Annotated in this window: 10 protein-coding genes and 1 pseudogene; 5 read left to right on the top strand and 6 right to left on the bottom strand. The window is 40.2% G+C overall.

What is annotated here, in order from left to right; genetic code table 11:
• Nucleotides 1-41 precede the first annotated feature (41 nt).
• Nucleotides 42-2,126 carry a hypothetical protein gene (locus HF312_18750; protein ID MCU7522262.1) on the top strand — a complete coding sequence of 695 codons (2,085 nt, stop codon included), beginning with the start codon at nucleotides 42-44 and terminating at the stop codon, nucleotides 2,124-2,126.
• Nucleotides 2,127-2,324: 198 nt separating this feature from the next.
• On the opposite strand, the gene HF312_18745 is transcribed toward HF312_18750, so the two are convergent.
• A complete protein-coding gene (locus tag HF312_18745) occupies nucleotides 2,325-4,628 on the bottom strand; it encodes an outer membrane beta-barrel protein (protein ID MCU7522261.1) in 2,304 nt (767 codons plus the stop codon).
• 142 nt (nucleotides 4,629-4,770) lie between these two features.
• Complete coding sequence (locus tag HF312_18740) at nucleotides 4,771-5,211, bottom strand: hypothetical protein (protein MCU7522260.1); 441 nt, start codon at nucleotides 5,209-5,211, stop codon at nucleotides 4,771-4,773.
• A 264-nt stretch (nucleotides 5,212-5,475) separates the two neighbouring features.
• On the opposite strand from HF312_18740, the gene HF312_18735 reads away from it, so the two are divergent.
• The 3 genes from HF312_18735 to HF312_18725 are packed head-to-tail and all read left to right on the top strand — an operon-like array spanning nucleotide 5,476 to nucleotide 7,669.
• Nucleotides 5,476-6,066, top strand: a complete 591-nt coding sequence (locus tag HF312_18735; protein ID MCU7522259.1) for a sigma-70 family RNA polymerase sigma factor — start codon at nucleotides 5,476-5,478, stop codon at nucleotides 6,064-6,066.
• 1 nt (nucleotide 6,067) lies between these two features.
• Nucleotides 6,068-6,559, top strand: coding sequence for a zf-HC2 domain-containing protein (locus HF312_18730; GenBank protein MCU7522258.1), 492 nt, complete (start codon nucleotides 6,068-6,070; stop codon nucleotides 6,557-6,559).
• Nucleotides 6,560-6,580: 21 nt separating this feature from the next.
• Nucleotides 6,581-7,669: a zinc ribbon domain-containing protein gene (locus HF312_18725; GenBank protein MCU7522257.1), complete on the top strand. Its 1,089-nt coding sequence runs from the start codon at nucleotides 6,581-6,583 to the stop codon at nucleotides 7,667-7,669.
• Between the two features lie 158 nt (nucleotides 7,670-7,827).
• Here HF312_18725 and HF312_18720 read toward each other — a convergent pair whose 3' ends face one another.
• From HF312_18720 to HF312_18705, 4 genes and pseudogenes are all read right to left on the bottom strand, one after another.
• Nucleotides 7,828-8,334: a hypothetical protein gene (locus tag HF312_18720; GenBank protein MCU7522256.1), complete on the bottom strand. Its 507-nt coding sequence runs from the start codon at nucleotides 8,332-8,334 to the stop codon at nucleotides 7,828-7,830.
• A gap of 138 nt (nucleotides 8,335-8,472) precedes the next feature.
• Nucleotides 8,473-8,805 (bottom strand): DUF4404 family protein, encoded by a 333-nt coding sequence (locus tag HF312_18715; GenBank protein ID MCU7522255.1) that lies wholly within the window; start codon nucleotides 8,803-8,805, stop codon nucleotides 8,473-8,475.
• Between the two features lie 51 nt (nucleotides 8,806-8,856).
• Nucleotides 8,857-10,020, bottom strand: a complete 1,164-nt coding sequence (locus tag HF312_18710) for a DNA-processing protein DprA (protein ID MCU7522254.1) — start codon at nucleotides 10,018-10,020, stop codon at nucleotides 8,857-8,859.
• 61 nt (nucleotides 10,021-10,081) lie between these two features.
• Nucleotides 10,082-12,209 (bottom strand): annotated as a pseudogene (locus tag HF312_18705) (RecQ family ATP-dependent DNA helicase).
• A 238-nt stretch (nucleotides 12,210-12,447) separates the two neighbouring features.
• On the opposite strand from HF312_18705, the gene HF312_18700 reads away from it, so the two are divergent.
• The coding region (locus HF312_18700; GenBank protein MCU7522253.1) for an MATE family efflux transporter at nucleotides 12,448-13,288 on the top strand (841 nt) is incomplete at its 3' end.

Raw genomic sequence — 13,288 nt, 5'->3', positions numbered from 1 at the left:
TTCCGGTTTTGTAGGACATATTCATATTCCAGGCGATTAAAATGAAGAGAATTTATGGTTTTCTGATTATTTTTCTAACCTTTAGCCATCTGCATGCTCAAACGGATTATAATCCGGCGTTAAAATATTTAAATGATGGCTATCTGGATAAGTCCGTTAAAGAGTTTGAACTAACTATAAAGAAAGATTCCCTCTCTCACAGATCCTCTAAGGCGCTGGATGCATTATACAGCCTGTCAAAGGCTCAGCCCGGGAATTATTCAATATACTACGCGGCCGGCGTATTGTCAGCCCGCCTTGCACTTAAATACGACGCCTGTTATTTCCTCCGGAAATATATTGAAAATGCTTCGCCCTGCAAATATGTCTCTGAAGCTGAAAAGATCCTTGACACCTTAAAAATTGATAATAATGATCTTAGATATGTTGAGTTCATAAGAAAATATTTAGACGATGTGGAAGCCTCAAATACCAATTTAGAAAGCTACTGGGATGAAGAAACTAAAAAAAGACTGGGCAGTAATTTCGACTATTATTTCCTTTATAACGATTACAAAGAAGCATTTGAACAATCCCTGTTTTTCCCTGTTAAAAGTATCAGGCATACCAGTGATTATACAATAGTTGATGCAGGCGGCTTTTCTTATGCGGTTACTGAACAGCATAATGCTCTGAAACTCTCACAGCCGATAATCTTACTGACCAGAAATTGGAATAAGAAAGAAAGCAGGCATTTCGTTTTCCATTTTGAAGATCCATCCAATCTTCCTGACAGCTCCCTGATAAACAGGCTGGATTCGTTTTATGAAGATCTGGCTTCAAAGTTTACATTTAATAATAATGAAAAAATTGACTACTATTTAGCTGGCGCCGAAACAATCGGAAAATTTTATTTCAGAGCTCCCGTTAATGGTATAGCAACAGCAAAGTGGAACACTGTATCCTCTGTCTCCTGGGATAATTATCACGAGATTGTTCATATTATTACTCCCCGGGCATTAAACTTTCATATCCCCCTCCTGGGAGAAGGTATTGCCGTCTATTATGCGGGTACTACTTATTTCAGCAATTTATTTTCAATTGAATGGACTAAAGAGCTGATGCTTAAGAAAAAAGATCCCGGGATTCACGAAATTTATTTAATAAAAGATTTCACTCATTCTGAAAAATATAATACCGGAGATATCTACTTCACGGCAGGCGCATTCAGTAAGTACCTGATAGAAAAATATGGCATGGATAAATACTCCGATTTATGCAGCCGGACTACAGCGGACTCTCTATTCCCCGGGGCCATAGAAAACGTTTACCATCAGAGTATTGCTGCAATTGAGCATGATTTCAGAAACTGGGTGTTGAATCTGCAAACCCCGGAAATCTCACCATTTTTTAATGAAAAGGCTGAGGAAGTCTTCAATATGGCGGATCCGGAAAAGGACGACTCCGGCAATGGGAAATATATTTATCCCAAAGACAGATATTGCAGGGATGGAATATTTGATCTGACGAAATTCAGAATTCTTAAAGACAAGAGCAGATATTATTTTGAAATGACATTCAGAGATCTGGCTAACAGGGATTCTGTTGAATGGGGATTTTACAGAACCTACGCAGTAATCTACTTAAAAAATGACGACAACAAAACAAGAATACATGATTGGAGCGGCAATATCGATCTTGAAGGTAAATTTGATCAGTCAATATGCATAAGCGACAAGGGTATTTTGCTTCAGAATTACGACGATACACAGGTTCTGTCGATGAAGCTGAATAAAACTGACGATAATATTTTTGGTGACGTCCATTCCAAAACCATAAGGTTTTCTGTACCTAAGGAGTTTTTAAAAGGCATTGGCAAAAGGTGCTGGCTCTTTGCAGGCGTCGGGGCTTCTGACATAAGCAGCGGATTAGAAAAATACTGGGACAGTTTTATTGGCAGCCAGGCAAGTATTTCCGGCAATGCGAACGGGAATAATGGCGGATGCAGTGATAGTTCTGAATTCCTCCCCTATTATTATGACGTACTGCTGCCGAAGGAGACAGATCAAAAGGAAATATTCTCCGGTTATTCAAATGACAGAAAAACCAGAGCCTTATTTCCATATATCCTCATTGAAAAGTTTTAGTTACTACTTTCAGGAAGACAGTTTGGGAAATATGCAAATTTCATAATCCTTCTGCTTTTCCAAGTAATTTGCTGAATTAAATACTTTACTCCTTTCTTTTCTTGGGAGAGGATTTGATGCATTTTTTTACATACTTACGTACTGAACCTGTTATATCTTCTGTTATTGGATAACTTTCCGACTGACTCATAGACCAGCTTAAAAATCATCACCGTAGACTTCGGTATTCATCCGGGGAATATCTTCCTTCGACTTGCTTTGCAGGTAATATGAAATGCCGAAGGTTATAATGCGTGTATCTTCCACCTTGTTTTTCACAGCATAAAATCCATTCCCGTATTTTGCGCTGCTGCGGTTCCGGCTGTTAAATATATCATCGGCCATAAGCACGAAAGATAAATATTTATCCAGCGTGTAGAATCTCACATAGGCATCCACTGAATAATTCTTCCCGGATTTCTCCTGTGCCGATATACTTGATGAGGAGTAATTAAAATCGAGCTGGAAATTTAAGTTGTTTATATTCAGCTTGTTATGAATGCTTCCTCCCCAGCTGAAATTCTTATTCCCCGCGTAAACACCTTTATAAACATCTTCGGTCGCAGACGATCCCAACCATACGCTCAGCCTTTTGAAAAGGTCTCCCCCTATGTTTACCGAGGCACTATAGGAATTCATATTTCCATTGTTAAAATAAGTTGTAACGGATGTTTTACCATCTTTTTGGACTGAGATCTGCTCAATGGGATTATTTACATTTGTATAACTTAGTGTTGCACTTAAATAAGTGCTCCCTATCGGAAGTGAATAGTCCAGATTAATAACACTTGTCCCGGAGGGTTTCAGTCCTGGGTTTCCCATGGTGATATTTGTAGAATCAGTCTTATCTATATTTGGATTAAGCTGCCTGTTGGAGGGATTACTTATATCATAAGATAATCTTGCATTAAGCTGCTGAAAGCCTGGAAGGGGAATTCCTGCCATAACCATCCCCCCCATGCTCACATTATTATTTTTATTGCCTGTTCCCTTAATAATATCACTATTCTCCACAGTATTTGTCATAAGCCCCAAAAAGCCGCGCAGTCTCATTTTCCAAAGAACCATTTCAAGGCCAGTGGTAAACCTGTGGTCAATATTCAAATATTTCTGTTCAATCTTTTGCGACAAGTCATCATTATAACTTTGTTCAATGTAGCTGAACGTGCTATAATTATTTTTCATCAGGAGATTTTTCACGGATCCTTTGTAGTCGGCTACTATTTGCACTTTATTCAGGGGATACCTGTAATCTGCATCCCAGCTAAAAGAACTGTTCTTGTTATCCGAAGAGTTTTTCTGGAGAACGGGAGTATTATCAGTTCCATCAAAAAGTGAACTGGCTTGGTTAAAGTCAGTCAGCGTATTCATTGTGTTATTCATAAAGCCGAATGTTGCTCTTAAAGTGCCGTATTCCTTACCTATATTGTTCACATAACTTGTTGAAACACTGAAGAATCTTTGCTTATTTTGATTATGCCTGCTGCTATGGTTTTCTGTATACTTGTTATTTTCCAGAAAATTATTCTGAAGCACTGTAGAATTATCGGAATTAGGAGTGCTGTAACTCATCTGGATTGTGACCATGCTTTTTTCGTCGGTCTTTCCTGCTGAGAAGTTAAATTCATTCTCATCTGAGTGGCTTTCACTGTTTGAGACCTGCTGAAGGAAACTAGCTTCATCATTTACATTTATATTCTTCTGCAGCTCATACCCATATTTTACTTTTGATAATACATTCTCATAGCCGCTTCGGACAAACATATTTTTATAACCGTATGCCGCCCCTATATCTCCGTTAAAACGGTACCGTGTATTGAGATTGGCATCTATGCTGGCATTGTACCTTGAATACTCAATCTTCTTAGTTATTATATTTATGACGCGTGTAGGCGGCTTTACATTATACTCAATCGGCGGATTTGTAAGGAGCTCAATTCTTTCTATTTCACTTACATCCAAAAGCCTGAAGTCGCGGAGCTTTTCATAGCCCGACATTGCAGCCGGATTACCATCTATAAAAATGACGGTTGAGGCACTCCCCATTAAGCTGACAGTACCATTAAAGTCAACATCGATCAAAGGAGAGTTTTCCAGCACCTCTTTTGCATTGTTGCCCAGGTCTTTTCCAACGTTAAGAATAATCTTGTCCTCTTTGTATGCAAGCCTTTCCTTTTCTGCTATTATTTCCACCTCCGGCGTATAAATATCCCTTCCAGATAGCCTGATTGTATCAAGAGACAATACCTGGAATTCACCGCTCAGGATAATTTTATTTCGCTTGCGTGACTTGTAGCCCATGGATGATACCTTGGCATAAAAAGCATCCAGGGGCAGCCTGGCAGCTTCAAATTTCCCTTCCTTATTTGATATTGTTCCCTTAACCAAAGTTGAGTCTTTGTATCTGAAGACCAGAAAACTCGCGGCTTCAACAGGCCTGCCCGTAAGGCTGTCAACAATCACACCGCTGATTCTCCCCCTTAGAGTATCTCTTTCTCCATAAGGGCTGCCTGAAGCGTTAAGTTTTTGGAAAGGAGCTAAAAAAAGGAACAAGCATATAAATGCAATTTTGATTAACACCAGGTTTAATCTCATCTGTAAAAGCTTATTTCCCGCTCTTCTTTGGAGAAGACTTAATGTACTCTTTCACATATTTACGGACAGAGCGTGTTATATCTGCTGTTTTCCTGTATGCATACGATAGTTCAGGGTAGGGAATGGATAAGACCGAGTTATTGCCGCCGTCTTCAAAACTTATTGCACTCATTCTCAGACTGTCATCCAGTGTTACATAGATGTTAAGGCAGGGTTCACCAGGCTTTCCAATGTCTACATTTTTAAGCAGCTCTATCCCTTCTGAAGTAATTATGTCTGAAATTTTATCTGCAATTCCGGCCGTATGGAATTCTTTGTTCTCAATTGCCTTACCCTGAAAACTGACCGTAAGGTATGCCTTAATATTTTTGGGATGTGACTGCGCAGACAGCCCGGAAACAAACTGCAGAGATAACAAAGCTGCTAAAACGAACAGGCGGACAGTTTTCATATACCTGATTCCCAAATTGTGGTAGTAAAACTTATGGTTTCATATGCTCAGTTGCAAGCACAGCCATATATTTTCTGCAAATCCGGCTTATTCCCCTGCCAGGTTATTCACCCGACCCAAGGTGCATTTTTTTCAGGAAGAACCGGGGAAATTAGCTGAATTCTTTACTAATGATAGCTATATTGCGCCCTCCTATTAATATTTTTTAATTTTTCAGTAAAGGACACAACCTTTTACCCTTTCAGCCTGTATAGCTATATATAGATGGATAACACCGATAAAAATATAATAAAGTATTCCGACGAGGACTTGATGGCTCTGGTGACCGATAGGAATACCAATGCCCTGAAAGTCCTATACGACAGGTACGGTAAAAGTGTGTATAACTTTATACTGCGCTATACTAATAACCGGGAGATCGCAGAAGACCTTCTTCAGGAGACTTTTACAAAGGCCTGGTTCTCATCCCATAGCTTTGATCCTGAAAAAGGAGCTTTTAAGTCGTGGCTGTTTACTATCGGAATAAACATCACCCGCAGCGAGATGGTAAAGAAGCGTTATAGTTATCCGCATATTGACCTTGAGGATGTGATACTGGAAGATGAACCCTCCGGTAAAAAGGAAGAGGAACCCGCTGTCTGCTTTCTGGAATACACAGAGCTAAAAGATACAATAGCCAGTGCGCTTGAACAGTTAAATCCTTTTCTGAAAGAAGTGATCATTCTGAAGCATTATCAGAAGATGAAGTTTTCTGAAATTGCCGAAGTAACAAACACACCGGAAGGGACCTTAAAAGCCCGCTTCCATAATGCCCTGGGTCAGTTAAGAAAGATTTTGCAAAAGACGGAGTACTGATATGTATTGCGAAAATAAGAATCATTTACTGGATCTTTACTTCCATGAAGGAAGTGAAGAGGACCACGCAGAAGTGGCGGAGCATATTAAAACCTGCCCAGGATGCAGGGAATACCTGGAAAGCCTGGATGGAACAATGAATCTGCTTTCAGAATTGAAAGAAGAAGAACCGCGCGGGGACCTGTTCGGCAGCATTCTCCGGGAAGTTTCCGTACCGGTTATAAAACCAACAAAAAAGAAAACCAGAGTGGAGCTGCTGCCTGTTCTTAAGATTGCATTCGGTGAAATATTTTTATTCGCACTTGTCTACTTTATTAAAATCCAGATAACACTCCTTCCCTTCTGGAATATTATAGAAAAGAATTGGATAATCCGGTCCTTAGGAGACACAGGTGTGTCCGTTGCGCTGGTTCTTATTGCAGGATCATTTATAACTCTTGCAATGGCTCCCATACTGCTGATGGAGTCGAACAGAAAAAACAGTTTTAATTAAAATATATTTTTTGGAGAAAATATGAGCAAAAGAAAGCTGATTCGTAAACTTGCAATACCTGCTGCAATTGTTGCAGGCGTCTCAATTGTTTTTCTGCTGGCAACAATTCCCATATATAATGCACAGTTTGACAAGCACAAAGAGGAATTCAATAGATATATCAATTCCTTTATGGAGCAGAATACAAGGTATTTGAAAGGAATTGCTTCCAGAATTAAATCGGCAAAGCCCGATCCGGTTCTCATTAACGAACTTCAGTCGGAATATATGGTGGAACATCAGAAAGCCGATGAGCCCAAGAAATACTTGTGGATGTCTTCAATGACGGATGATTTCCTGTTCGGCGTTCCAACGGCGGATTTTCAAAAAACAAACGATGCATTCGATAAATACCGCGACAGGATAAAAGCCGACGAATTCTACCGCGACAGGAATGACTTTCTAACTAAACTGGTGGATAAGACAGACAGAGTTGACTTCTCTCAGTTCGAAAGAGCCGAACGCCCGGAAAGGTGGGAAGAGGAAAACAGCTGGCGCTTCTTCAAGGGCGACGGCAATGAATCGCTTCTGCAGCCGCCTACAACCAGCTTTTCAACCCCGGTTTATGATGACGGTGGAAAGCTTATAGGCAAACTTTTCATGAAGGTCGACGACAGGGTAAATGAGAAAAAATATTATAACGAGTGGAGATTTGAAAGAAGTGATCTTAGCGATGCCTTAAGAATTATTCCTACAATATTACTCGTCATTTCCGGAATATTCCTTTGGTTCCTTCTTCCCACCTGGGTCTATGTGGATGCAAAGGAACGCGACGTAAAGACGCCGGGAATCTGGGCATTCCTTTCTTTAATTTCATTGTTCTTCGGACTTACGGTTTATCTAATAACAAGACCCGATACACTAAAGTCATCCACATGTCCTGAATGCAAAGGCGAGCTGAACGGAACGAGGGCATACTGCCCGCATTGCGGCTTTGACCTTTCAAACAATTTCTGCCAGCAATGCCAGTACCCGGTACAGCCCGAATGGCAGTACTGCCCCGAATGCCGCGCAGAGCTGAAAAATAAAACAAAGCACCGGCATGAAATAATCAGTGAAGAGATGGCCTAGCAAAGGAGTTTCAATACCGGCGACCCAAAGGCAGAAATTCCAGCCGGGGCAGATTCAAAGCGCTGGAGATTCGATGGAATAAAACCAGAAAAAAAGCCTTGTAAATATTTATTTTGCAAGGCTTTTTTATTAGCGGACTGAGCTCTGCCCTATTTCGATTAGGAGTTTCCCCTTAAATTCTCCCGCTTAATTTTCCTTAAAGCCAGGGCGTAAAAAATAATTCCGACAGCAAGAGATCCGTATTCGCCCAAATTTACGCCCAACTGGGTACTGTAAAGACCGAGGCCGGCAGATGCGGATCCCTCGAAGAACAGCGGAAGCGGTGGGTCATCAGGCATCACAGCGCGCATCGGATGAGTAAGGAGATCGATGGCCCAGTGGCTGAATACCAGCAGCCCGATAAAAACACTAACGCCCTTCCGGCGGCTAATGAGCCAGGTAATTGCGGCTGCAGCAAGCGCCCAGATTATATTCATAAAAAGGCCATGTGACCATGGGCTTGGTGCCGCTTTGCCGGAGGAAGGATAACTTTCCACCCCAAGCAGAAAGAACATAGTCCAGATAATATCACCGGCCCATGCAGAAAGGATCAGGATGTATAAAGGGATTTTAGTATTTATCCTTTTGGCTGCAAGGCCAACTCCCAGGTGTGCTAAAGCTGCCATAATAACTCCTTGTTGAGTGATATGCAGATACTTATCAGTGACGAAACAGCATTAAATAAACCATTATTTCATCCGTAAATTTAGCATTAGCCACAGACAAAATCTAAATCTTTGTCATTCGTAGATATGATAGAATGGTTAAATTCCCATATTTGCCAGAACATTAGCGATATAATTAACCGTTTCAACCAGTTTCGGGTGTGAGACTTCAAAATCCTTTACCGAATCCGAGAGCGTATCAATTTCCGATTTCAGAGTGCCCGGATTTCTCTCCTCCTGCATCGCCTCGTAGGCCGAGCGTTCAATGGAGCCTGCAATATTCTCCGCGTGTTCAGAATGAGTCCTGGAGAGTTCCGTAATCTGCGGATTCAGCTGTGAGAGCAGGTAAAGCAGTTCAGCCCTGTTTTCTTCGCTCAGTGAGCTGTTAGTTCTTATCTTCTCTTCAAGTTTAGCAATTGTATCCTGTATCATTTCTTCACTCCTGGATTTATTTGCATAATATTATCATTTCTCTTTTGCCCTTTAAAGAGTCAGTTCAAGCTGTTCCGTATCTGAATCAGCTCTTATATTAAAATAACTTTTACCCTTCTTCTTTGTTATCTCAATGAAATTCAAAGAATGCAAAACTTTGAATAATTTTTTTATAGACCAATCATTATTAAGCTTTTCCAGTATTTCCTCTGCCGGAAGCCTGGAATCTTTTAATATTTCCCGGATCTTTTCTTCAACCGGTTCCTCCCCGGGAATAACTACAGCTTTACTTCCTTCACGCTGTTCCAGTGCTTTTTCAATATGGACTATTCCAATCTTATTATCTGTAAATTCAACAGGGATGGCACCTTTCTGAATAAGAATATTGTTTGCAATTTGTTCTGTGGCTAAAGGTTTCCTGACATAAATTATTCTTTTTTTCCTCAGGCCGTCAATTACTCCCGACCATGTGCCGCCCTTTTCTGATGACTCAGCCACATATATCTCATTTGCAAGTCCATATATGATCGGATTACGCGCCATTGCAAGTTCAGGCCTCCAGGGAGCTTTAGGGTAGAATGTACTTAAAACAAGCACATTACCCTCAACAATCTGTTTATAATATGTTTTAAAACCGGAACCGAAAGTCATTATGCCCTGCGGTAATACTATAATACTTCTTCCGTTATATTTCAATGCGGAATCCAGAGCCTGTTTATCAACGCCTTTTGCAAATCCGCTTACCACTACCTTATATTCGTTTGTCACCATTTGTGCAATGCAGTCAGTAAATTTCAGCGATATATCCGCGGCATTTCTGGAGCCGACAATAGCAACTGACTTTTCCTGAAACATCTGCTTATCTCCTTTTACATAAAGCAGTGGCGGAGAATAAGTAGATTTCAGATTACTTTTGAGTATGGATGAATAGTCAGGTGATATGATGGGAATTAAATTAAATCCCTGGTTCAGAAGGTCTTCAGCCAGGAAAGCATTATTTGGCAGACCCGGCTTTGCCTTAAGAAGATCCGTAATATCATTATCACTTAGACCATATATATTTTTCCATTCATCTTCAGACAAGTGGAAGAATTCATCGATAGTTATTTTATTTTCATGATAAATTTTTATAATCAGATTATTTATTTTGGCACTTCCCCATTTGGGTATATGCGCAAGAGATATCCAGTAAGCATTCTCTTCTGATCTGACCATAAGATTATCCTATTAATAAATTCTTTTGATAATAATTATACTGACAAATATAAAACACTAATTATTTTAAATCACCCCCGACTGTCCTGGCAATTACAAGAGGAGCTATTTTACCTGCTCCGCATCCGGTAAGCAGCTTTCCTATTTCCCTGATAGTTGCGCCGCTGTCACAAATATCGTCAATAAGCAGAATACTTTTACCCTCAATACAGTTTGGATTATTTATTCTGAATGCATTTTTTATGTTATTCTCCTTAAGTAAATGGTTCTCAAATATCTTCTGCTCCCGGGTTGTTTTAACTTTAACCAGATCCTCCGATAAAGGAATATTAAGCATCTGTGAAATCTTTGTGGCAAAGTTTTTCACCAGGTTTCCCGACTTTGTAGGCGGAACAAAAAGAATATAATCGAAGTGATCTTTGCCGAATCTTTTATTATAAGCTTTTAATGTAAGTTTCAGCAGAAAATCAGGGAAGTCCCCTCCGTTCTCATATTTGGACCTGTGAATGGCGCTTCCCACGTTAGAAAATCCATAATATGAAGCTGCTATTCCATTTACTAAATTTGATCCTCTTGACTCCACTAAAAGCTCAGGGAAATAATTTTCTCTGAATTGGTTAAGCTTTTCATTCCATGCAGGACTTAAATTTGCGGTAAGTTTGTGAAGGCCTGTATTATCGCAATTAGTAAAATTACACTTCGACAAATCGCCCAGGTAATCACACAGATACTGCATCCTTGAGCTTTTAATACCGACATATTCCACCATTTTTTCCAGATCAATTCTTTTTGCTTCCCGGAGTTCTTCAAATATCTTTGTATTCAAAGCCGGTGCATTTGTAACATATTCAAACTTTCTGCTTTTTCCAAACCGCACCTCTCTTATTATCCCCTGATCTATCAGATCTGCCTTGATAACTCTAAACTGATTTCGTCTAAGGTTTATTTGCTTCATAATTTCGTATTCACCAAGCAATTCATGTCTTACAGCAGATATTACTCTTTCATATTTTTTAACTGAAGGCCTGCTTCCTTCAATAAACGCTTCGGGCAGGCTCCTGTCATCCGGACCGTAAAACAGAATAATAAAAGCAGGTTTATTATCCCTGCCTGCTCTGCCTATTTCCTGATAGTAGTGGATAGGAGACTGGGGTATTTGTGTATGAATAATAAATCTTATATCCGGCTTATCAATTCCCATTCCCAGTGCATTAGTTGCAACTATACACTTCCATTTGTTTGTCATTAAGCCGTTTTCTATTTCGATTCTTGTACCTGAATCCAGGCCGGCATTATAATTTGTCGAAGGGATATTCAGATACTCTAGCCACTTTGCATATACTTCTGTATCTATTCTTGTACCTGAATAAATAATTCCTGATCCCGGTATCCTGCAGAGATACTCACCCAGCCAGGCCATCTTTTCATCGTCAGAATTTACTGTTATGACATAAAGCCTGAAATTAGGACGCATTAAATGCCCTCTAAGAATAGTAATATTTCCGCCAATTTGTTCTGCAACATCCTTCTCCACTCTTTTAGTGGCGGTAGCTGTAGTAGCCAGAACCGGGAATTTTTTAGGCAAAAGTTTTACAAGATTAATAATTCTCTTAAAAGATGGTCTAAAGTCATGCCCCCATTCAGAAATGCAATGCGCTTCATCAATAACTATCATTGAAAGGTTCAATTGCACTGTAACTTCAATCCAATCTTCATCTTCCTGCCTTTCCGGTGCAATATAAAGTATTTTCACCTTTCCGGACCTTGCCTCAGCCATAATCCTGCGGTTTTCTCCGGGGTCCTGTTCGCTATTAATGCATCTGGCGGAAATGCCTATATTATTGAGTTTCTTTACCTGGTCACGCATCAGAGCGATCAAAGGTGAAAAGATCACTGTAGTATCAGGAAAGATAATTGCAGGAAACTGAAAACATAAAGATTTTCCAAATCCTGTTTTTTCAATTAAAAGTACTCTTTCACCATTCAGTACTTTTTCAATTGCTTCCCATTGTTTGTCGTAAAATTTTTCATATCCAAACTTTTTCTTCAGCAGTAGTTCAGCATCTTTTCTGTTCATGGCTTCATAGAATCTATTGTTAGTAATAATCTCATCGTGCTTTGTAATTCAGCATAGGTTCGCATATTATTACATACCCGGGCGCAGTAAAGCATATTGCACAGCTTTCCATACTGAACCATAAAATTTCTGCTTACAAAAAGGAATGTGCCTGGTCAACAAAGGGCCTGCAGTGCCGCACGGCACAATTTCCCAGGAAAAGGATTTATAATTCAATCACCGGAAACAAGCCCCCTTTTGCATTTGGAACTTGCAGCAATTGCTCCAAAAAATTGCCGCTTTTATGCCTCTCCTGAATCATATTATACTGTTATATTATTAGGAATTAAGTTGTATATCACAGAAAGGACATTTGCGTGAGAGAAGGAGATAAATTCGAAATACCCGTAAAAAACAGCTCTTCTGCAGAATCGTCAAAAAGGTCTGTGTGGACTGAACTGAAAAATGCTGTAAGGGGAAGTGAGGCTGATTATACACAGATTCCCTTAAGCAGGGCAATCTTTCTGCTTGCCGTTCCGATGATCCTGGAACTCATAATGGAATCCGCCTTTGCTGTTGTTGATATCTATTTTGTAAGTTCACTTGGCCCCTCTGCAGTAGCAACCATAGGTCTTACGGAAACATATTTATTCCTTTTGTACTCGGTTGCTATTGGGTTGTCCACTGCCGTAACGGCTATCGTTGCAAGGCGTATCGGAGAAAAGAATAAAGAGAAGGCCGGAATGACTGCCGTTCAGGCAATATTTATTGCAGTCATAGCATCAATCCCCTTTGCCTTTGCTGGTGTTTTCTATGCAAAAGATCTGCTTCTGCTTATGGGTGCTGACAGATGGGTCCTGGAATATGGCTACCGTTTTACACAGGTGATGATGGGAGGAAATGCAGTTATCATGCTCCTCTTTATGATTAATGCAATTTTCAGGGGGGCCGGCGATGCGGCAATTGCAATGAGGGTACTATGGCTTGCAAACGGGATCAATATCTTACTGGATCCGGCTCTGATCTTAGGACTTGGTCCTTTTCCCCAACTGGGAATCCAGGGCGCGGCAATTGCAACTACTACAGGCAGGGCAATAGGAGTAATTGCACAGCTTTGGCTTCTGTTTCATGATGGCAAACACATTAAAGTACTCAGGTCTTATATAAAGCTTAACTGGGAAATTATTTCCAGGATAATCCGCACTTCCTTAG

It is taken from the genome of Ignavibacteria bacterium, assembly GCA_025612375.1.
Taxonomy (GTDB): domain Bacteria; phylum Bacteroidota; class Ignavibacteria; order Ignavibacteriales; family SURF-24; genus JAAXKN01.
Note: the sequence above shows the minus strand (reverse complement) of the source record. Positions and strands in the feature narration are given on the sequence as shown.

Coding starts and splice junctions, on each gene's coding strand:
- HF312_18750 (MCU7522262.1), top strand. CDS start 42: ATGAAGAGAATTTATGGTTTTCTGATTATTTTTCTAACCTTTAGCCAT.
- HF312_18740 (MCU7522260.1), bottom strand. CDS start 5,211: ATGAAAACTGTCCGCCTGTTCGTTTTAGCAGCTTTGTTATCTCTGCAG.
- HF312_18730 (MCU7522258.1), top strand. CDS start 6,068: ATGTATTGCGAAAATAAGAATCATTTACTGGATCTTTACTTCCATGAA.
- HF312_18720 (MCU7522256.1), bottom strand. CDS start 8,334: ATGGCAGCTTTAGCACACCTGGGAGTTGGCCTTGCAGCCAAAAGGATA.
- HF312_18715 (MCU7522255.1), bottom strand. CDS start 8,805: ATGATACAGGATACAATTGCTAAACTTGAAGAGAAGATAAGAACTAAC.
- HF312_18710 (MCU7522254.1), bottom strand. CDS start 10,020: ATGGTCAGATCAGAAGAGAATGCTTACTGGATATCTCTTGCGCATATA.
- HF312_18735 (MCU7522259.1), top strand. CDS start 5,476: ATGGATAACACCGATAAAAATATAATAAAGTATTCCGACGAGGACTTG.
- HF312_18725 (MCU7522257.1), top strand. CDS start 6,581: ATGAGCAAAAGAAAGCTGATTCGTAAACTTGCAATACCTGCTGCAATT.